This window comes from Burkholderiales bacterium, from assembly GCA_035518095.1.
GTDB lineage: Bacteria > Pseudomonadota > Gammaproteobacteria > Burkholderiales > JAHFRG01 > JAHFRG01.
This window is the reverse complement of sequence record DATIXX010000009.1, coordinates 1-21,162: the sequence shown is the minus strand read 5'-3', so window position 1 is coordinate 21,162 and position 21,162 is coordinate 1. Positions and strand designations below refer to the sequence as shown.

The window sequence follows — 21,162 nt, the reverse complement described above, 5'->3', positions numbered from 1 at the left end:
TCGGTGCTCTTTCATATTTCCTCGTGGTGAAGCATTTTTTTCAACGGGCCGAGTGGCCCGCCAGCTTTATTTCGACCTTCTCGCACGCTTCGAGTGAGGCATAGTACTCGCGCAGAATATCCAGCACCTCAGGCCGGCTGAACTCCGCCGGCACGGCGCTGCCTTCTGAGAGCCACTTCCTGAGTTTCGTGCCCGAGACCAGCAGGCGGTCCTTGTCCTCGTGCGGGCAGGTGCGCCCCGAGGCCATGCCGCCACACTGGTAGCACCAGAAAGTCCAGTCGATCTTGAGCGGCTCGATTTCGAGCGCGCCCTTCGGAACTTCGTCAAAAATCCTGTGAGCGTCGAACGGCCCGTAGTAGCTGCCTACGCCCGCGTGGTCGCGACCCACAAGCAAGTGCGAGCAGCCGTAGTTCTGACGGAACAGCGCGTGCAGCAACGCCTCGCGGGGCCCCGCGTAGCGCATGTCGAGCGGATAGCCCGCCTGCACCACGGTGTTCTTCACGAAATAGCGCTCGATCAGCACAGCGATCGCGCGCGTGCGCACCTCCGCGGGAATATCGCCGGGCTTCAGATTGCCGAGCAGCGAGTGCACCAGCACCCCGTCACAGACTTCGATCGCTATCTTCGTTAGGTATTCGTGCGAGCGGTGCATCGGATTGCGCGTCTGGAACGCGGCGACGCGCGACCAGCCGAGCCTTTCGAACTCGGCGCGCGTCTCTGCCGGGGTCATGAACAGGGAACCATACTTTGCCTTGAAGCCACCGTCGGAAACCACTTTCACCGGACCGGCAAGGTTCACCTCCGATTGCTCCATGACCATCATCACGCCCGGATGCGCCACGTCCACTGTCCGGAACACCGACTTACACTCGTGTGCCTTGTCGATTGCATACTTCTCCAATACCTTCATGGTTGCGAGCGTCGCGCCATCCTCTGGATCCGCGAGCGCGATCTCGGCGCCGATGGGAATCGCATTTGCGCTCGCTTTTTCCGCCGAGAGTGTGATAGGAATCGGCCAGAATACGCCGTTCGCCAGAGAATAATCACTGCACACGCTCTTCCAGTCGGCATGCGTCATGAACCCCTCGAGCGGGGTGAAGCCGCCGATGCCGAGCATGATGAGGTCGCCTTTCTCGCGCGAACTGATGCGCACCTGCGGAAGTGTCCTGGCGCGCGCGCGCTCCGCGTGGAGTTCTGCGCCTTGCAGCGCGAGTGGCTTGAGCGATCCTCCTCCGTGAGGATTTACGAGTTGTTGCATTCGGTCGTGTCAGGTTCTTTTAATAGGACTTTGGGGCGCAAGCGGCGCGGATGACAAAAAGGATACGCGACGGGAATTTGCCACCGTCCAGCAATCGCAACGGCCCACTAACTTCCGCGACATTTTACGCTTCACGGGCGATTATTCAAATTCCGTCACAGCGTGGCCCTACGCGCGGATCACACTCGCGTCTTTGCTGGTGAACTTCGCGGGTTGGGTCAATCGGAAACCGCGGATCGTAATCAATTCCTGAAGGCGGAGAGCCGGTTTTGTTGACACACTGGCGTGGCGTGGTGTAAAACCTATTCGGTCGTGTGTCTGAAGTCTGCTTACCACGAAGGAGATTATCATGTTCAAAAACGCCGCGGAATGGGCTGCCAAGCCGAAGTTCCCGAATTCCCACTACGTCGATTCGCGCATTTACACCGACCCGACGATTTTCGAGGAAGAAAAAGAAAAACTATTCAAGAGTTCCTGGATCATTGCCTGTCATGAATCCGAGATTCCCGGCGCCTATGACTACCGTCTGTTCACGCATCCGACCGGCGTGCCGCTGATCATCGTGCGCGGTGAAGACACGAAGGTACGCGGCTTCTACAATATCTGCCCGCACCGCGGCAACACCATCCTCTACGATCCGGCAGGCAATGCCAAACGCATGACCTGCATCTTCCACGCTTGGTCATTCGATACGTGCGGCAACTGCATCGACATCTCGCGCGCCGAGCAGGGCTACCAGAACCGTTATCGCAAAGAAGACACCGGATTGCGCGCGGTCAAGACCGAGGTCGGCTTCGGCGGTTTTGTCTGGGTCAACCTTGACGATGCGAGCTGCACTCTGAAGGATTACATCGGCCCGGCACTGGACCTGCTCGAGCCGCACATGCGAGAGCCGATGGAGGTGTTCCATTTCCACAAGGCGGTGATCAACACTAACTATAAGCTGTGGCACGACACAAATAGCGAGTTCTATCACGACTTCTTGCACTACTTCAACCGTATTACCGGCATGATGCAGCCCGGCTATTTCGACCGCAAATACGTTGGTTATACAAATGGCCATGCGTCAGTTGGCTCAATGGAAATCAAGTACGACGCCTATGCGGGGAGCAAAGTAAGAAAGATCGGCTGGCCCGGCTTGGCCCCTGGTGGCTGGATCCTGATCGACCTGTTTCCAGGCATGACCTACAACTTGCGAACTTCGGTTCTGCGCATCGATACTTCGGTGCCGCTCGGCCCCAACAAGGTGATGATTGAATTCCGCGGCCTTGGTCTAAAGCGCGACACGCCGGAGGAACGCGCCGAACGAATATTCGACCACAATACCATCTGGAGCCCGTTTGGCCGCAACCTGCATGAGGATCTCCTCGCGGTATACGGCCAGGGACGCGCCATGCACGAAGGCACCGACAGCCGATGGGTAATCCACGGGCGCGAGGAGAACAGTACCATTCATGACGAGATTGGCATGCGGCATTTCTACGCCGAATGGAGCAGACGCATGGGACGCCCTGCATACGACCCATTCCGGGAAGGCCGCCCGGAACCGGCTCGCGCCGTCGCCTGAAAAGAAAACCAAAACCATGGACCAACGGCAGCAAATCGAAGAGCTGGTCTACCGGACGTGCTTGGCGCTTGACGAGCAGGATTTCAAGGGGTTCCTGGAGCTGTGCGACGAGAGTTTCCGCTATAGCATCGCCGCTTTCAGTCCGGAAATCCGCAAGGACATGACCTGGCTCGATCACGACAAGGCCGGCATGGACACGCTGTTGACCAACCTTCCGCGGCATAACAGCGACCATTCGCCACTGACGCGCCATGCGACGGTCTACAGGGTCAGCTGTGAGGGCGAGCGCGCCGACGTAGTGTCGGCGCTACAGGTGTTCCGCACCGCGCTCGACGGCGGCAGCACGGCGCTGTTCGCCGTCGGACGCTATTATGATACGGTCAAACTTGGCGGCAGCGCGCCCAAACTGCTCAAACGCGTAGTCAGGTTGGTCACACGCGAGCTGGGCGCCGGTTACCACATCCCGTTCTAGGGATCCGGGTCTTTGCCAGCGTGCGTGTCCAGGTCAATGCCAGAAACCGCACCTATCAGTATGAGGCAGCTGAAGGGGAGAAAATCCTCTACGCCGGGCTGCGGGCCGAGATTGAGCTGCCTTACGAATGTGGCACAGGCACCTGCGGCACCTGTAAGGCCAAGCTGATCGACGGAAAGATCGAGGACGGCTGGCACGAAGCACCGGGCAAGAAATACGTCAAGCCGAAACTGGGCGAATTTCTGATGTGCCAATGCTCGGCGCGAGGCGACGTCACCGTCGAAGTGCCCCAATTCGTCTACGCCACCGACCCGGGTTTATGTCCTGTTAAACCCATGACCGGCACAGTCGACGCTATACGCGCCCTAACCCACGACGTGGCGGCAATCCAAGTGGCCTTGGATGCGTCGTGCAGTTTCGACGCCGGGCAATTCATGGTGGTGGCTGCGCCCGGTGTGCCGGGCATGCGCGGCTACTCCATGGCGAATTTCAATCGCCAGACGCGGCGCCTCGAATTTGTAATCAAAAAAAAACCCGGCGGGGGTTTTTCCGACTGGCTGTTTTCAGGCAAAGCGATAGGAGCGCGACTCGGCCTGATCGGTCCGCTCGGCAAGGCCACTTTCTACCCGAGCCTCGCCAAGAACGTCTTGTGCATTGCTGGCGGCAGCGGCATCGCCGGCATGATGTCGATTCTGTCGCGCGCGTTTCAGGAGCGCTATTTCGAACAATACCAAGGCTACATCTATTTCGGCGTGCGCTTGATGAAGGATGCTTTCTACTTGGACGAGCTTAGCGCTTTCCGCCGGGAATTCCCGCAAAAGCTGAGCATCGTCGTGGCCCTCTCCGACGAGGGTGTGCCTCCCGCAGCCTCAGAGAAATATCCTCTGCTGCGATTCGAGCGCGGTATGGTGCACGAGGTAGCCAGGCGTGAGATGGCCGGCAAGTACCAGAACCTGCGCGCCTACCTTGCCGGGCCGCCCCCGGCAGTTGATGCTGCAATACGTATGCTTCTGTTGGAAGCCAAGCTGACCGCCGATAACATACGCTACGACAAGTTCAGCTAACGCCCGCGATGACAAAACAAATGATCTGCCGGAAAATAGAAATACCGGCGAACGGCATAAAGGAATGCAATACCGACGGCGGGCTAAAGCTGCTGGTAGCCAATCGTGGAACAGAATATTTCGCAGTGCAGGCCACCTGTCCGCACCAGGACGTGCCCTTGTGCGAAGGCCTATTCGACGGCTCGGTGCTCACCTGCCACCAGCACCTGTGGCAATGGGACATCCGCAGCGGCACGCCCATGGGACTGGCCGAGGCGCCACTCGAGGTCTACAATGTGCTCGTCGAGGGCGATGCGATTTATGTCGATTCGCAGGGCGCGCTCAACGTGGGCGAGCTTTTCATCGGCATTGCCGAGACCACGCTGGCTGCGCTGACCGCAATGGCGAAGCGCGAGGAATATGCCGAAGGCAGCATGCTGTATAAGCCCGGCGACCCGGCGGAGGATTTCTTCGTGCTTGACTCCGGGCGCGTTGAGTTCCAGATCGGGCGCGACGAGCGTACCAGTCCGGCAGGCTTCATGCTCAAGAAAGGCGAGGTGTTTGGCTGGGCCGCGCTGCTGGAGAACCAGCCACAGCGCATAGCCAGTGCCCGCGTGCTGGAGAAATCAGTGCTGTTGCGGATCAATGGTGGTCAGGCGCTACGGCTGCTGGAGTCGGATCCGGCGTCGGGTTATATTGTCATGCGCCGGCTATCGGCGCTGATCGCGCGATTCCTAGCTGCTCCGGGAGCTAAATAAACTAGGAAACGGTTTTTTGATGCGATTGTAGTTTGTTGATGCTCGCCAAATAATAACCGATCATGTAATTTGACTCATTTCGCACATCAACCACAAGGAGGACGACATGAAGATTAAACATCCGTTGCATTTCGCGGCGGCGCTCATTACCGCAGGCACCGTTTTCGCCGCGCCAGCGATGGCAGCCGAGCTGAATTTCGGCAAGCCCGGTGACCCGGTAAATCTGGTCGTTGGTTATCAACCTTACTATACCGAGTCGTGGTCGGGCGTGATCATGCGCAACAAAAAATTTTACGAGAAATACCTTCCCAAGGGATCAACAGTCGAATTCCAGGTTGGCTTGCAGGGCGCGATTATCGTCAACAACATGTTGGCGGGCAAACAATATATCGGCTACATGGGCGACATGCCGGCGATCGTCTCCACCACCAAACAGGATGTCGCCGATGTCCGACTGGTTGCGGTCCTAGGACTCGGGTTCGATCAGTGCAATATTTTCCTCGCACGCGTGGATGCGCCGAAGTTCGCCAACCCTATCCAGGCGATCAAGTGGCTCAATGGCAAAACTGTGGCGGTGCCCAAGGGTAGTTGCACCGACCGCTTCGCGCAAGCCGTGTTCCAAAAGGAAAAAGTTACTCCCGCAGCATACTTAAACCAGAATATAGAGGTTATTACCAGCAATTTTCGCGCCGGCAAGATCGATGCGGCGGTGATTTGGGAGCCAACAGCTTCACGTATTGTACAAGAGGGGCTCGCCAAGCGCATTGCATCGGGGGTGAACGTCAATGAAAACGACGGCGGGTTCCTCGCCATGCGTGCCGAGCTGATCAAACAACGTCCGGATGTTGTCAAGGCCTGGCTCAATGCCGAATTGGATGCCCAACTCTACCTTGCCGACAAAAAGAACTCGGAAGAGATCACCAAGATGGCGAAAGAACAGACCACCGGATTTACCGACAAAGCGTTATGGGCTTCGCTCTACGGCCAATATCCGGCGAACGAGGGTGGTACTCCGACCCGCGTCACGCTGGAATACGAGTTCACGCCGTCGGCTCGGGAACTGCTAAGCAAGGCGACCGAATTCCTGTATTCGGTCAAGAGCATCAATACGCCGAAGCTCCGTCCCGAGGCGGTCATGCCGCAATTTGCCGAGGAGGTACTCGCGGAACGCAGGTTGAAAGCGCCGATTGGAGAGGTGAAGGCGCTACCGGATTCCGCTTTCAAGCCAGTTAATTGAAAAGACCAGGGGGCCGGTCGCGCCGCCGCTCCTTCGTCGCCGGCGCCGCGCCGGCGGATAATGCATTCTTTGAATTATGTAGGTCGCCGCGTCCATGGAGCCGGTAGCCGGTCAAGTCTTGGCTGAACAAGCGATCACCATTCTTAAGCAGACGATGCCATTCCAGGTCGCCGCGGATGGGCTGCTGCGAAAAATTGCGGCCCTCGGCAGGCGCACGTCCTATGATGCCCGCGCTGTGATTTACGAAGCCGGTAACAAGGCCGACGACATCTACATCATCGTTTCAGGCCAAGTTGAACACGCTCTCGAGCCCGGCGCGCAGGCACGCCGGCCGGTCAAGCTGCTCCGCCAAGGAGATGTATTTGGCTGGGCCGCACTTCTCGAGAAGTATCCGCATCGCCTTGCCAAGGCGGTATCTCAGGAAACGACGGACATTCTCCGCATCAATGGCGAAGATTTGCTGCGCGTACTCGAATCGGATCCCGATGCCGGGGACGTAATTATGAGTCGCTTCGCGACCATGATAACGCGCGATTACACCGTGCCCGATTTGATAGCGCAACTGCGTCGAATCCACCGCCGCATGCATGCCGGCGACATCCAAGGCATGGACCTCACTCTTTACCGCTTCAGGCAATGGATCCGCAGCCCGCGTCCTTACCTCATGCTGACGGGGTTCGCGCTTTTTCTCAGCGTCTGGTATTTGTCGGTCGAGGTCTGGAAGCTGCCGCGGTTTCGCGAGATGCCGGGGCTTACGACGGTCATCAAGGAATGGGCCAATCCGAACCCGGTCTACGGTCTGTCGATTTATACGCCGGAATACTACAAGCACATCTGGGTGAGTATCCGGCGCGTAGCGGAGGCGTTCGCTCTGGCAACACTGCTCGGCGTGCCGTTCGGGCTGTTCCTCGGCTGGTCGAAAAAGTTCAAGGAGTACGTGTTTCCCGTGTTCGAGCTGCTGCGCCCGATCCCGGTGCTCGCCTGGGTACCGCTTGCCATCGTGATGTTCATCGCCACCGAATCGGCAGTGATCTATCTGACCTTTCTCGCCGCATTTTTCGCCACGGCGCTGAACACCATGCTGGGCGTGCAATCGATCGAAGAATCCTACGTGCGCGCTGCGTATTGTCTTGGCGCCGGCCGCTGGCAGGTGTTCCGGCACGTGATCGTACCGGGCGCGCTTCCGTTCATTTTCACCGGCCTACAAATTTCGATGGGTGTATCGTGGTTTTCACTCGTCGCCGCCGAAATGGTATCCGGCCAGTACGGCCTCGGCTACGTGATCAACACCTCCTACACCACGGTGCGCTATCCGACCATTTTCATCGGCATGATCACACTCGGCATTGTTGGTTATACGACGAGCGCGCTAGTGCGCGTGATTGGGGACTACCTCATGCAGTGGCGCACGCGCGAGCTTGCGCTTGGAGGCCAATGATGGCGGCAGTCATGCGAGCGGAAGCAACGCAACCATCGGCAATACGTGGCGCAATTACCATCGACAACGTGGTCAAAATCTACGATCCTGACGGTGCGGCGGTTATGGCGGTTGACCATTGCTCGCTGGACATCAAGGCTGGCGAAATCTGCATGATTGTCGGGCCGTCCGGGTGCGGGAAGACCACTTTGCTCAATGCGATCGCGGGATTTCACGAAATCACTTCCGGGCGCATTCTGCTTGACGGGGAAGTGCTGTGCGGCGACGAAAAGCCCAAAGCCGAGCCGGGATCGGATCGCATCGTAGTGTTCCAAAACGGCGCGCTCTTTCCCTGGAAAACTAACTTAGAGAACGTGGCGTTCGGCCCGATCATGCAGGGCAAGCTGACCAAGGCTGAGGCGACCGAAAAGGCGCTGGGAATGATGGCCGATGCGGGTCTCGCGGGCGTCGAACACAACTATCCGGGCGAAGTATCTTCTGGCGTACGACGGCGCGTGGAAATCGTGCGCGCATTGATGAACAATCCCAAGGTGCTGCTGCTGGACGAACCGTACCGCGCGCTCGACTCCCTGACCAAGTCGGTAATGCACGAAGCGCTGCTCGAGATCTATTACAAGAACCGGGTGACGATATTTTTCATCACGCACGATCTCGAGGAAGCGATTTTTCTGGGTCACAGGGTGGCAATCATGACCACGCGCCCGTGCAAGCCGAAAAAAATCCTCGCGGTCGACATACCACATCCGCGCGACTACAGCGTGCTCACCTCGCGGCGCTTTCGCGAGCTGATGGAGGAAACCACTGAGGCGGTGCATGAAGAAGCATTGAAGGCATTCGCCGCCGGCGAAAAGGAAGGCTAGACGATGACGGCCCGGACGAAAGTATTGTTCGGCTCGTCGCTGTGGCGCGGCGCCGTGTCGATCGTCGTTTTTCTCGTGCTGTGGGAGATCGGCTCGCTGTCCAAGATCTGGATCAAAGGGGACGCCTTTGAGTGGCTGCGCCATGCGCTGAGCGTTCTCGGCCTCAAATCGGCATATCTGCCATGGATTGGCGCGGTGCCAGCGCCGACGGAGGTGCTGCATGCCTGGCTCGCGGTGCTGCCCGACCCCGGTTATTGGCAGAGCTGGTACATGAGCTTTTTCCGCGTCATGTTAGGGTTCCTGGCGGCGATGATCATCGGCATTCCGTTTGGCTTGCTGCTGGCGGTGAACCGCACCGCATTTGGCGTGTGCTTCCCGGTATTCGAGGTGCTGCGCCCGATCCCGCCGCTCGCGTGGGTGCCGGCGTCGATTATCTTCTGGCCGACGCAGGAATTATCGATCGCATTCGTGACTTTCCTTGGCGCGTTCTACTCCATCGTCATCAATGTCGTCGGCGGCGCTCGCTCGATCGACGTGCGCTACTTTCAGGCCGCGCGCTCGATGGGATCGAGCCGGCGGGACATTTTCTGGCGCCTTATCCTGCCCGGCACTTTGCCGTCGATCATGGTCGGCTCGGCGGTCGGCATGGGCATCACCTGGGAAGTCGTGGTTGCAGCGGAAATGATCTCGGGTGGCGGCAGCCAGATTGGCGGCACCAGTGGTGGCGGACTCGGGTTCTTCATCTGGAACTCCTACGTCGGGGGTTCATACGAGCAGATCGTCGTCGGTATGATCTCGATCGGCATTGCCGGTTTCATTTCCAGCGCGGCGCTACGCGCGCTGGGCAAGCGCGTGACGCCGTGGTTGAGCTTAAGATGACTCGAGCACTCCAGCCATGAGCAGCGACCAATTCAGCCGTCCTGCGATCAAGGTCGGGGAGATCATTGCGAGCCACGTCAGCAAGAGCTATGGCGCCACACAATTCAGCAGGGAAGTGGTAAAGGACTGCTCGTTTACTATTGAGCGCGGTAAGCTCACCGTGATGATCGGCCCGTCAGGCTGCGGTAAAAGTACGCTGATCCGCTTGCTGGCGGGGTTCGAAAGACCGACGCGCGGTACCATCACCCTCAATGGTGAGCCGATTGGCGAGCCGGGACCTGACCGCTTGGTGCTGTTCCAGGAAAGCGCGCTGTTCCCCTGGATGACCACCTACGACAACATTCTGTATGGCCCCCGTGCGCGGGGCGAGGTTACTCAGGAAACACTCGATTTCGCCGAGTTTCTGCTGAACAAAATCGGCTTGCAGGACTTCCGCAAGAAGTATCCGACGCAACTATCGGGCGGCATGCAGCGGCGTGCCGAGCTGGCGCGGGCCATGATAAACAACCCCGAAGTGATGATCCTGGACGAGCCGTTCCGCGGCCTTGACGCAATGACCAAGGAGCTGATGTGGGAATATTACTCGGCGCTCTACGAAGAGAACCGGCGCACCAACTTCTTCGTCACCACAGACATCGACGAGGCAATCTTCCTTGCCGACCGCATGTTGATCATGACCAACATTCCGACCCAGGTGCGAGCGGTGCTTGAAGTCGACCTGCCGCGCCCCCGCAAATTCCTCGATCTGGTTGAAAACGACAAATCGAACGAAATCAAGATGCAGGCGCTGTCGATTCTGCATGAAGAGGCGATGAAATCCTTCTCGCGCGGCAGCAAAGCGGCGACGGATTTTGTTGAGGCGTACTCAAAACGCATCAATAGAGCAACGACCCGGTAGAAAAGTAGACAGAAATCCAGACCGCATACGGTGCGGACGATTGTCACGAGAGCACAGAGAAAAATGCTTCCAAAGCAGCTAATCGTCTGCAGAATGGTGGTCATAGTGCTGTTTGTTTTGCTGCCCGGGACGGTTTTTGCGGCAGCTCAGGGTAGTACCGGTTTGTCATGGCCTTGGTGGGTCTGGCCCATACTGCTTTTTTTGGTATGTTTCATTCTTGGCATTATTGCCGTGCCCGCCGGGGTCGGCGGCGGCGTGTTGTTTGTTCCCATTGTTGGCGGGTTTTTCCCATTCCACCTGGATTTCGTCCGCGGGACGGGGTTGCTGGTAGCTTTGGCCAGCGCGTTAGCTTCGAGCCCTGCGTTGCTGCGGATTGGCTTAGCGAATTTGCGTCTGGCCCTGCCACTTGCGTTACTCGTCTCGGCAAGTTCCATCGTTGGTGCCCATCTGGGTCTCATGTTGCCGGGACCGATTGCTCACACGGCGCTCGGCCTGACGGTGCTTGGCATAGTTGTTTTGATGTGGAGAGCCAAAAAGTCCGAGTTTCCTGAGGTCAGACACATGGATGCATTGGCTGGGGCATTGAAGATCGGCGGAATACTTCACGATGCAGCGAGTGGAAAAGAAATTGCGTGGACAAGTCACCGGACGCCACAGGGCTTCGTTGCGTTCCTAGGTATTGGGCTGCTCGCGGGGATGTTTGGGCTAGGCGCGGGCTGGGCCAATGTGCCCGCCTTAAATTTAGTGATGGGTATTCCGCTCAAAATAGCGGCCGGCACCAGCAGCTTGGTTCTATCGATGACATCGTCTGCGGCGTGGGTCTATATCAACCAAGGCGCGGTACTGCCGATAATTGCCGCGCCGTCGATAATTGGCATGATGCTCGGCGCCTTCATTGGTACGCGCCTCCTCACGGTAATCAATGCAGCCACCATTCGTAAGTTGGTAATCGCGATTTTATTGTTCGCCGGAATCCGTGCCTTGATGAAGGGCTTGGGTATTTGGAATTAGTACGCCAAATGAAAGCTGTCCCTGAAAAGATCACTCCTCCCGAGCACGTTTGGTACGCGCGGGTGCTTGACGCTGCCGTAAAGGTAGGCTTGGCGATCCTTAGTGTTTCGTTTTTAGTTTATGTCCTGGGTCTGATTCCGGCGCATATTCCGGTCGACCAACTGCAGAAATACTGGGGACTGCCGGTGAAGGATTACCTTGCCCAAACGGGCACGCCTCACGGCTGGGGGTGGCTCTCGTTGATGGGGAACAGCGACATTCTCAATTTTTTTGGTGTTACCGTGCTAAGTGGAATATCAGGGCTATGCTTTCTAGTGCTAATTCCCTTTTATGCCCTTCGGCGCGACATCACTTATTTGTTGATTACTCTACTAAATCTTGGCGTGCTACTAGTTGCGGCCTGGGGCGTGTTTGGTAGTGGAGGCTGAGCGAGCACAAGGTTCCTCCATGGCGAATCCGACTCCACCCTTTTCTCGAATTTTGCTTATAACGCAAGGCACAACCTTTGATGCCGGGGCGGAGCAGATTGCGCTTGCAATGGCGAGTCGGGGCGGGGTTCGACTTTTTGTGGTTTTCCCGGTGGTATCGAATCCGGAATACGTGGCCCTTGCACCAGTACTTGAGCAAAAGGCTGAGGTTCATGCCGCACGTATCCTAACCGGATTACGCAGGCAAGCGTCGCAGCAGAGCCTGGAAATCGAAACTCGCGTACACCTCGGCGAAGAACCTTATATAGAGGTAGTCGACGCGGCGGGGAAACAGAAAATCGATCTCATCGTCATGCGTACACGTGGCAAGCGCGGTTTAATGGCGCGGCTACTCGTCGGTGAAAATGCCGCGAAGGTAATAGGGCATGCACGGTGCACTGTGCTGGCTGTGCCGAGTAACGCGCAAATGTGGAAGAAGCGAGTGCTTCTCGCGAGCGATGGTTCCCGTTTTAGCGAGGCCGCGGCCGTTGTGGCTGGCGCTGTCGCGAAGTGGTACCGGTTACCAATCACGGTTATTTCCGCAGTAGCCGAGAGCAATAGCAAAGAACAAAGAGCCGAAGCTAGCGACGCTGTCGAAAAGGCATTGGACATGCTGAGGCGCGAGGGGGTGACGGTGGATGGGACGGTGGTCGATGGTCGGCCACACGAGGCATTAATTATCGCTGCCGAGGCATTGGGCGCAGATTTGATCGTGGCTGGCAGTCACGGACGGACCGGCTTAGAAAAGCCTCTTATGGGAAGCACGACTGAGCGTTTGGTAGGGCTCGCTAAATGCCCGGTTCTGGTTGTGCGCTTATAGTGCGGCGCTTCCGAATTCGCGCGAATTCCCGAGTGCAAATGATATTATGCATCAATCCATGACAAGCTCACGCACTTTGGTCACCGTTGTAGTTTGCGGGGCATTGATCCTAGCGATCTCGCTGGGAATTCGCCAGAGCTTCGGATTATTTCTGCAGCCGATGAGCGCTGATATGGGATGGGGACGTTCCACGTTTGCGTTCGCGATTGCATTGCAAAATCTTATTTGGGGCGTGGGTCAGCCGGGATTTGGCGCAGTCGCCGATAAGTTCGGCGCGGGGCGTGTGGTTTTAATTTCGGGCCTGCTTTATGTTGCGGGTCTCGCGCTGATGGCATTGTCGACTTCAGGCCTCTCGCTTGACGTTTCTGCGGGCCTGCTGATCGGACTCGGTCTTTCTGGAACCGGGTTTGGAGTGATATTGGGCGTAGTCGGCAAAATGGCGCCACCGGAAAAACGAAGTGTGGCAATTGGTATCGTTTCAGCCGGAGGATCGTTCGGGCAGTTCGCCATGATCCCGTATGGCCAGCTACTAATCAGTTCCTTTGGCTGGCAGACCGGGTTACTGCTACTGGTTCTTACCGCGTTAATCGTGGTGCCGCTTTCTGCCGCTATGGTCGGCTCGAAAAAGAAAAGCGCGCGCGGATCCGAGCAGTCCCTTGCACAGGCGATACGCGAGGCCGGGGGCCACCGCGGTTTCCTCTATCTCAATGCTGGATTTTTCGTTTGTGGATTTCAAACTGCGTTCATTATGGTGCATTTACCCTCTTACCTGCTTGATGTCGGCATGACGCCGAAGACCGGTGTGATCGCTTTGGCGTTGATCGGGTTGTTTAATATCATTGGTTCTTTTTCGGCGGGTTATTTGGGTGGACGGTTTTCAAAAAAGTACCTGCTCTGCGCCATTTATGCGGTGCGCGCGCTGTGCATCGGAATATTTATTTTGTTGCCGGTTACCACGGTGTCGGTAGCTGTTTTTGCAATGACCATTGGCTTGACCTGGCTTGGAACCGTGCCCCTCACCAACGGGCTGGTCGCCCAGATTTTTGGCGTGAGATATCTTTCCACCTTGTTCAGCATCGTATTCCTGAGTCACCAATTGGGTAGCTTCCTTGGTGTGTGGCTTGGGGGCTATATTTTTGATGCTTCAGGCTCATACCGGATTATCTGGTTTCTTACCATTGGCTTGAGCGTGCTGGCCGCATTGCTCAACATGCCGATAGACGACCGCAGCCTGCAGCGGGTTGCGGCGTGATACCGCAGCAACTTTAGATGCAATAGGATTAAGTTTGGCGCCTGTCTATGCTGCGGCGTTGCTCGCACTTAGCGGCTGACACTCGGTTTCGACGCTAATGGATTTTGCAAGCTTAATTCTCTGCGGCGAATTTTGTTTTCAGGCAGTCTGAGGCCACAGGACTTCTGCAACGGTGTGGGCGCCCCGCTGACGATAAAGAGTGCGATGGTAAAAGGGGCCCTCCAGAGTGGGTCCGACGAGTCCTATCTTTTGTTTAACCTTCGCGCCCGGAAATATCCTGTGACCGCACCGAATAACGACGAAGTCTTATGGACGGCGCGTCGTCGTTTTCCCGAGCAAAGTAGATCGGTCGTCTTCCGGCGGAAATCGTAGTCGAGTCGCCCAAAGACGCGTATACGCTTGATCGGCGCAGTGTGCATCGAATATTTATTAGTCGGGATTGCTGTTTCCGCCGTGGCCTGGAAATTCGAACACTTTCCGCCCACACGTTAAACTAAATGTGCCATTTGCCGGCAGAACCGCCATGCACCGCCTTCTCCGGCATTCCGCCCTAGGTCAGACCGCAGGCGGCTGCCGCGGCAGTACCCGCCCGGGATCGTAGAACGGCAGCCGGGCGCTATGTGCAAGCCGCCCGTCCGTCAATCGGATCAGGCTGCCCGGTGCTGCGCCGTCAACTTCAATAACACCCAAGGCAAGCGTGCGTGCGAGCGTCGGCGCGTAGGCTTCGCTTGTGACTTGCGCCGAAGGAAGCCCGACTCGTCCGCCGCGCAAGCCGTCCAATGGGATTATGCCCCCAAGTCGGCGTTGCGGCGCCAGGCGGCGCCTGCGCCGCAGCGCCGCAGCGCCGATAAAATTACCCCCATTCACCAACCGGGAAAGTCCGAGCTCGAAAGGGTCAGGCGCGACAGTAAGCTCAGCGCTAAACAAAATATAGCCGGATTCGACGCGCAGGCTGTTGGCCGCCTCGAAACCGCACTCGCACAGCGCTGCTCCGGTGCCCGTCGTTAGCAGCTTCTGCCAGACGGGGACGCCGGCCTCCGCCGGCACGATAATTTCATATCCCAACTCGCCGCTGTAGCCCAGGCGCCCAACCCAAGCGGGAACTCCGGCAACATCCTCCCGCATGAAGGAGAAATAAGGCAGCTCGCGCAACGGTACAGTCAGTTCGTGTTGAAGAATTTCCGCACTGCGCGGTCCCTGCACAGCTAGCACCGCGTATTCGCCCGAGCGGTCCTTAAGTTGCGCCGCGTCATCGTGTCGGTGCTGCAGAAGCCAGGCGTAATCGCTGCGCCGGCCGGTGAACAGCCAGTAGTGCTCCGGCGCGTGACACCAGATGGTGGCGTCGTTAAATGTGCTGCCGTCCTCGCGCAGCAAAAGCGTATATTGCAGCTTGCCTTGCGCGAGCCGTGCTAAGTTGCGCGTTTGCACGCGCTCGAGGTATTGCCGCGCGTCCGGGCCGACAACCTCGTACAACCCCATGAAGGAAAAATCGTACAGGCCTGCCGCCGAACGAGTGGCGCAATGCTCTGCGCACGCGTCGGCGAAGCGCATCGGCACTGTGGCGCCCGGGGCGAACCGCAGCAGCTTCAGGCCTCGCTCGGAAAAGTAGCGTTCAAGCGACATGAGCCGATTATAGCGAGCGGATCAGCATGAGCAGTCCCAATGCAACGCACAGGCCACCTGCCATGCGCCGCAGTACCCCGGCGCTGACCGCGTGCGCCGCACGCGTGCCCATCACTACGCCAACGAGCTCGAAAAGTATAATCCACCCGGCGGTCATGAAATCGACCGAGCCGTACCGCAGGTTCCCGACGGTGCCGAAGATGCTGACGATGATCTGCAGGACTTGGCTGGTGCCGATGGTGGTCAGTGGGACAAAACCGAGCAGCAGCATAATAGGGACTGAGAAAAGCGGTCCGCCAGCCCCGGAGAAACCGGCGCCGAAACCAGCAACCGCGCCCACGCCAAATAGCAAAGTCCGCTGTGCTGCACCACGGCCATCGCGGAGATTCTCGTCTTTCCGCCGCGACGGGCGCAGGATGTAGGCACCGGTAAAAATGATGATGACGGCGATGATTAGCGCAAGCGGACGGGCCTCGACCATCGAATTGACCATCGCACCGAGGTAGCTAAACACGACAGCGCCGGAGCATACCGGTAAGGTCATTCCCCAGTTAATGGAACCGCGCTTCTGAAACAGCCAGGTGCCGAGCATCCCCGTGACGACAAACGAGAACAGTGCGGTGGCTGCAGCCTCGTGGATACTGAGCCCGCCCAGCCAGATGAGCGGTGGAATGAGCAGGACGCCCCCCACGCCGACGGCACCGATGAAAAACCCCACTACGATCGCGACCGCCGCGAGAAGTAAGCTCGTCAAGATATAATTTTGGAAAAACGGCTAATCATGGACTGTCACCGAACTTTCTCAAGCCTTGTCCTCGCACTTCGGCAATCCTTTGCCGAGAACGCGTCGGGAAAACGTCCCCGGGGTGTAAAAATGGATTAGCGCGCCACCCGGCCCGCAATTTTGCGATTTCAACCTATGGCAACGCTAGTGAGCAACACCGAGGGCTGCTTCATGATGACCTAACCCAGGCTGCAGCCACTCACCGTTAGCGCCCCCACGTTGGCGCTATGCGATGACTTCACAGGCCATTAGACGGGACGCATCGGCAATACAGGTTTGCGCACCCTCGGCCAGCGCCACCAAGCCGCATACTTCGCCGCCGCGGGGCCAGTTCATTTTTTCCAGCCGATCGTGTCCTTGAATTTCTTGAGCTCGTTATCCTTCATGTACACGGTATGCTCCTTGCCCGGGTAGATTCGCTTTCGTACCTCGTCACGATAGTCGGTCAGGCCTTTTTCAATGATCGGCACCAAGTCGCAGTAAATCTTGGAATGGCGCGGCACGTGTTTTTCGTACAGGTGGAACAAATCGGATCCGATGATGTGCACGCCATCGGAGGAATTGCCGGATCCTAGGCTTATTACCGGCACCGGCAGTGTTTCTGCAAGATATTGCGAAACCTCCGAAGTCACGACTTCGGTCAGGATCGAGAAACAACCGGCATCAACCATTGCCCACGCGTCGTCGACGAGCTCTTTGGCGCGGTCCGCGGTCTTGCCTTGGGCGACAAAACCACCGAGCTGCGGAATACGCATTGGGGTGATGCCGATGTGGCCCTGCACCGGAATGCCGGCCTTGACGATCGCCTCAATACACTTGGCATGGTGCTGATTGCCTTCGCACTTCATAACTTCTGCACCACCTTGCGAGACGTACTTGGCGGCGTTTTCAACGGCCTGCTGCGCGGACAGATGAAAACTCATGTAAGGCATGTCGACCATGCGCAAGCCGTACTGCGAGCCGCGCTTGACGGCCTGAGCCATGTACATGACTTCCTCGAACGAAACCGACGTGGTGGTTTCGTGCCCGAACAATACCATGCCGCCGGTATCGGACACGCACAAGATATCGATGCCGACGCGGTCCGCGATAATCGCGGTCTCATAGTCGTACACGGCAAGCTGCACTATCGGTTCGCTACGCTTCTTCTTCTCGAACAAATCTGGGATGGTTACCTTGTTACGTTTTACGGCTGCTTGTTCGGTCATGCCGGTCCCCATTAGTGAATGAACAAAGTTGTTGCTCTCTGCGAAAGCCGAATATGCGGAGCAAGTCTCATGTTGAATGGCCGAGCCCACACAAACGGACCGGTCATCGCGATATTCCTTGAGGTGACCCGGTCATTGCGAGTGAGATTGTCATGTGAAACACTCAGCGTATTCCAATGCAAGCAGTCCGGAGCGCGAGGACGCCTACAAACGCCGGTTCGCATATCGAGATTAACTCCTCAATGGCTTTCATCTCCTGGGGGCTCCTACTGGTTCACCGGTCTCGTTAACATTCAGTCTGCCAGTCAATGCTGTTCGCAAAATCAATCAGCATCGTCGGCTTCAGCTAAAATTCAAAAGCTCGAGCATAAGATTGCATCCCGTACCGACATTTTGGGTGTCGTTGACCACAAACATGCTCATCGATACTCGCGCAAATTCGGAATTGCGCAATGTCGCACCCCGACAGGCTGCACATCTCATGAATCAGCTCTATTTAGGCGTGGTGGATCCGGTTCGTTGCTTTTGCGTTAGCCAAGAATTCAGGAACACATCGTCAAGCAGCACCGTCTATCGCTTCAACGCGGGTTTACGGGCCACGAGAATTGCATAGCCGCATGCGCCGGTTGTGAATTTCGAACGGCTTGATTCCATCTACTCAGATTGAATCGTGTTGCGCGTCACCTAATCATGGACATCAGGCCGCGGATCCGGTACGAAACCGTCTCTGTTAGGCATCTCCACTTTGGGTAACGTCTTTGCATTGATTATTGCGTCTTTGTTAATTATCTTGGCTTCTACCAGAATGTAGGCGGTCACCGCATATACTTCGTCGTCGGTGAGGGAACCCGGGCTGTTGAAAGGCATCGCTCGCTTCACGTAATCAAACACCGTGGTCGCATAGGGCCAATAACTTTCAACGGTCTTCAACGGTTTCCCGCTGGTGAGGGTACCCCGTCCGCCAATTAGCGCCTCGCCGGCCCCCGCAACACCTTGCATTTTGTCGCCGTGGCAGGCTACGCATTTGCCCGTGTAGACTTCTTGACCTTGGACGTAGTTGCCTTTGCCTGGAGGCAATCCCGTTCCATTCGCGGGTATTGAATAAAACGCGGCAAGCTCCTCGCGCGTTGGCGTTGAGCCGAAGCCATAGGGACCCCGGTAACCCTGACCTGAAGCGTGCCCGGCAGTCAAGGCAAGAACAAGGAAAGCAAAAACTAGTTCTTTAGTAGTGGTGGACATTTGTAACGCTCCCGTCGCTCGCAATCGCCCAGCTTTGTATCCCGTTTAGATGATAAATCGACCCAAACGGACCGTTTAGGCCGCGGACGTCGACGAGCTGTTTAATGGTCGGTTGCACGTACCCCGTCTCATCAACGCAACGGCTCTGCAAAATTGCGGGTGTACCATCCCACCACCATGGGAACCGAAACCGTGTAGTGCAGATCGGACGAACGGGTTCCTGCAGCGCAGCCAACTGCCATGTTTTACCGCCGTCGGTGGATACATCCACCCGCTTAACCACCCCGCGTCCGCTCCACGCCAGACCCGTGATCTCATAGAACCCGCGGGCTGGAAGCTTCATTTCCCCGGACGGGAACGTGATAACCGACTTCGCTTCCATCACAAACGTAAACTGGCGCGCCTTGCCGTTTTCTAGCAAATCCGTGTATTTTGAGGTCTCTTCCCGAGTCATATAGGGAACATCACTCACTTCGAGGCGACGTAACCACTTGATATTGGTATTCCCCTCCCAGCCGGGAAGAATTAAGCGCAGGGGATAGCCTTGCTCGGGACGGATCGCCTCTCCGTTCTGCCCGTAGGCTAATAAGGCATCGTCCCAACACTTTTCGAGCGGGATGCTGCGTGTCATGACCGCCGCGTCGGAACCCTCCGCTAATATCCACTTGGCTCCATCCTTGACCTCAACCTCTTTGAGTATCGTAGACAACGGGACGCCGGTCCACTCGGAAGTGCTGAGCAGGCCGTGTGTACCTTGTACGGTCTTGAGCTTTGGTACCGCCCACTCGGTCAGGCCATTTCCTGAACATTCAATGAAGTGCATGCGGGAAACCGAAGGAAACCGCCGCAAATCAGCCATGGTATATTTTTTTGTCTTATTAACCATGCCGTGGACAAACAGGAGGTGCCTGTTCGGATCAATGACGGGGATGCCTGCGTGATGCCGCTCGAAATGTAAGCCCGAAGGCGTCACAACCCCTACGCTTTTTTCCAGCGGGGTCATGGACCACGACGATTGTTTCGTGGGCGTCGGAAAACGCCATCGGACCTCCGTTTCGAACTGCGAGCGCGTGCCGTAACCGCCGTCATCTCCGATGGCACGACCTTGCACCTTAGTTGGATCTTGCGGCACTGGAAATTCCATGGCGCCAGGAGGTGCGGCGGACGTCATTCTTGGGATTATTGCGGCCGCGCTAGCCCCCGCCAATGCCGCGGACTTAATCAAGAACTTGCGGCGGCTGTCCGCCTTACCGGGATTGGGAAACATGCCTTCCTTGGACTCGCCGTTTTCCAATTCGGCTTTTCGCGCGGCGAGGTAGCGTCGCTCGGCCTCAATCGTGGTCTCAATATATTTTTGGGATTCCTGGTTGTAAATCGAATTATCGAGCAGCGCCATTTATTTTCTCCCCAGTGGCATAGGACACTCGGTGAACAGCTACTAGTGTAAAACCGCGCTAAATTGTAATGACGTGAACTCAAAAGTCTAGTCCATCTTAAATAGTATATCAACAGTGGTTTCAACCCGACGTGCTTGATAATTCAATTGTGAAATCGGAGGTCTCAAGGCATATCCTGGCGGGTTCAACTCCTTACCTCCATCGACGCATGCCGCAATTCGAGGTGTATCGAAATATTGTGCTTCGCAGCAGCGCTGGATTAAAGCAGCGACTGTTTTGCTTTTCGAAACTTGCGACGGTGGGGTGAAGTTGGGGAATATCCTCTACTTTGGCCAACGACTCGGTTATTAGATCTTGAAAAGAAAAAACGAGATCGCCTGCCCCTGTCTACAAGAAGCGTTCGCGTCAAGGCTAAGCGTGGTACCCGCCATTAGGCCGCGCGCAGCGCATCCATAAGGTTCAAGCGTGCGGCACGACCTCAGTCGGCTACTCCTCGTTAGCTTCGCTGAGGAGGCAGTACGGATGTCACCCGCACCCGAATTGCTGATTCGCGACAAATGGGAAACCGTATGCAGATGGCTCCGGTGCCGCAATTTCTCGGACGCGACGCGCGAATCGGTTCTGCGTTCGGTCTACACGGAGGACATCACTCCAGTGCAAGGTACCAAGCCGCCCTCCGAGTACGTATCTATTCGCAGCATAAATAGGTGCATAGTGGCTTGGTAGGGTGCCGCTGGCGGCTCAGATTTTTGGCGTCAAATATCTCTACACTTTGTTCGGCCTCGTGTTTCTCGGTTCACCCGATTGGCAGTTTCGCGGGCGCGCGGCTGGGCAGTTACGTGTTCGAGCTTTCCGGTTCATACTATACAGTCCGGCTAATCCATATCGGCCGGAGCATCCTTGTCGCGGTGTTGTGTTGGCCGGTAACCGAGGACCCGGTGGCGCGTTTGA

At 57.0% G+C, this 21,162-nt stretch carries 20 protein-coding genes; 14 read left to right on the top strand and 6 right to left on the bottom strand.

Annotated elements, in window-relative coordinates:
- Positions 1 to 40: 40 nt before the first annotated feature.
- Positions 41 to 1,258, bottom strand: a complete 1,218-nt coding sequence (gene sat / locus VLV32_01925; GenBank protein HUL40654.1) for a sulfate adenylyltransferase — start codon at positions 1,256 to 1,258, stop codon at positions 41 to 43.
- Positions 1,259 to 1,607: 349 nt separating this feature from the next.
- Here sat and VLV32_01920 point away from each other — a divergent pair, with 349 nt between their 5' ends.
- The 13 genes from VLV32_01920 to VLV32_01860 all read left to right on the top strand — a co-directional run bounded on the left by VLV32_01920 (position 1,608) and on the right by VLV32_01860 (position 13,960).
- Positions 1,608 to 2,825, top strand: coding sequence for a Rieske 2Fe-2S domain-containing protein (locus VLV32_01920; protein HUL40653.1), 1,218 nt, complete (start codon positions 1,608 to 1,610; stop codon positions 2,823 to 2,825).
- Between the two features lie 16 nt (positions 2,826 to 2,841).
- Entirely contained in the window at positions 2,842 to 3,297 is a 456-nt protein-coding gene (locus tag VLV32_01915; GenBank protein ID HUL40652.1) for a nuclear transport factor 2 family protein, read from the top strand.
- 20 nt (positions 3,298 to 3,317) lie between these two features.
- Positions 3,318 to 4,361 (top strand): 2Fe-2S iron-sulfur cluster-binding protein, encoded by a 1,044-nt coding sequence (locus VLV32_01910; protein HUL40651.1) that lies wholly within the window; start codon positions 3,318 to 3,320, stop codon positions 4,359 to 4,361.
- 8 nt (positions 4,362 to 4,369) lie between these two features.
- Positions 4,370 to 5,098 carry a cyclic nucleotide-binding domain-containing protein gene (locus tag VLV32_01905; protein HUL40650.1) on the top strand — a complete coding sequence of 243 codons (729 nt, stop codon included), beginning with the start codon at positions 4,370 to 4,372 and terminating at the stop codon, positions 5,096 to 5,098.
- 106 nt (positions 5,099 to 5,204) lie between these two features.
- Entirely contained in the window at positions 5,205 to 6,335 is a 1,131-nt protein-coding gene (locus VLV32_01900) for an ABC transporter substrate-binding protein (protein HUL40649.1), read from the top strand.
- A gap of 94 nt (positions 6,336 to 6,429) precedes the next feature.
- Positions 6,430 to 7,773 carry an ABC transporter permease subunit gene (locus tag VLV32_01895; protein ID HUL40648.1) on the top strand — a complete coding sequence of 448 codons (1,344 nt, stop codon included), beginning with the start codon at positions 6,430 to 6,432 and terminating at the stop codon, positions 7,771 to 7,773.
- An 11-nt stretch (positions 7,774 to 7,784) separates the two neighbouring features.
- Positions 7,785 to 8,633 carry an ABC transporter ATP-binding protein gene (locus VLV32_01890; protein ID HUL40647.1) on the top strand — a complete coding sequence of 283 codons (849 nt, stop codon included), beginning with the start codon at positions 7,785 to 7,787 and terminating at the stop codon, positions 8,631 to 8,633.
- Positions 8,634 to 8,636: 3 nt separating this feature from the next.
- Positions 8,637 to 9,512 (top strand): ABC transporter permease, encoded by an 876-nt coding sequence (locus VLV32_01885; protein HUL40646.1) that lies wholly within the window; start codon positions 8,637 to 8,639, stop codon positions 9,510 to 9,512.
- Positions 9,513 to 9,528: 16 nt separating this feature from the next.
- On the top strand, positions 9,529 to 10,410 hold the full coding sequence (locus VLV32_01880) for an ABC transporter ATP-binding protein (protein ID HUL40645.1): 882 nt from the start codon (positions 9,529 to 9,531) through the stop codon (positions 10,408 to 10,410).
- Between the two features lie 63 nt (positions 10,411 to 10,473).
- Positions 10,474 to 11,421 (top strand): sulfite exporter TauE/SafE family protein, encoded by a 948-nt coding sequence (locus VLV32_01875; protein ID HUL40644.1) that lies wholly within the window; start codon positions 10,474 to 10,476, stop codon positions 11,419 to 11,421.
- 8 nt (positions 11,422 to 11,429) lie between these two features.
- A complete protein-coding gene (locus tag VLV32_01870; GenBank protein HUL40643.1) occupies positions 11,430 to 11,849 on the top strand; it encodes a hypothetical protein in 420 nt (139 codons plus the stop codon).
- A 19-nt stretch (positions 11,850 to 11,868) separates the two neighbouring features.
- Positions 11,869 to 12,708: a universal stress protein gene (locus VLV32_01865; protein ID HUL40642.1), complete on the top strand. Its 840-nt coding sequence runs from the start codon at positions 11,869 to 11,871 to the stop codon at positions 12,706 to 12,708.
- Between the two features lie 58 nt (positions 12,709 to 12,766).
- Positions 12,767 to 13,960 carry an MFS transporter gene (locus VLV32_01860; protein HUL40641.1) on the top strand — a complete coding sequence of 398 codons (1,194 nt, stop codon included), beginning with the start codon at positions 12,767 to 12,769 and terminating at the stop codon, positions 13,958 to 13,960.
- A gap of 555 nt (positions 13,961 to 14,515) precedes the next feature.
- On the opposite strand, the gene VLV32_01855 is transcribed toward VLV32_01860, so the two are convergent.
- The 5 genes from VLV32_01855 to soxC all read right to left on the bottom strand — a co-directional run bounded on the left by VLV32_01855 (position 14,516) and on the right by soxC (position 20,081).
- A complete protein-coding gene (locus tag VLV32_01855) occupies positions 14,516 to 15,583 on the bottom strand; it encodes an aminomethyltransferase family protein (GenBank protein ID HUL40640.1) in 1,068 nt (355 codons plus the stop codon).
- 7 nt (positions 15,584 to 15,590) lie between these two features.
- Complete coding sequence (locus tag VLV32_01850; protein ID HUL40639.1) at positions 15,591 to 16,337, bottom strand: sulfite exporter TauE/SafE family protein; 747 nt, start codon at positions 16,335 to 16,337, stop codon at positions 15,591 to 15,593.
- A gap of 362 nt (positions 16,338 to 16,699) precedes the next feature.
- Positions 16,700 to 17,575: a 3-methyl-2-oxobutanoate hydroxymethyltransferase gene (gene panB / locus VLV32_01845; GenBank protein HUL40638.1), complete on the bottom strand. Its 876-nt coding sequence runs from the start codon at positions 17,573 to 17,575 to the stop codon at positions 16,700 to 16,702.
- A 684-nt stretch (positions 17,576 to 18,259) separates the two neighbouring features.
- The gene (locus VLV32_01840; GenBank protein HUL40637.1) at positions 18,260 to 18,814 is read right to left on the bottom strand and encodes a cytochrome c; all 555 of its coding nucleotides are present in this window, start codon (positions 18,812 to 18,814) and stop codon (positions 18,260 to 18,262) included.
- The gene (gene soxC / locus VLV32_01835) at positions 18,798 to 20,081 is read right to left on the bottom strand and encodes a sulfite dehydrogenase (GenBank protein HUL40636.1); all 1,284 of its coding nucleotides are present in this window, start codon (positions 20,079 to 20,081) and stop codon (positions 18,798 to 18,800) included. The genes VLV32_01840 and soxC overlap by 17 nt, the downstream gene beginning before the upstream one ends.
- Positions 20,082 to 20,960: 879 nt before the next feature.
- On the opposite strand from soxC, the gene VLV32_01830 reads away from it, so the two are divergent.
- Positions 20,961 to 21,162, top strand: a 202-nt coding sequence (locus VLV32_01830; GenBank protein ID HUL40635.1) for an MFS transporter, incomplete at its 3' end; no start/stop codon positions are given.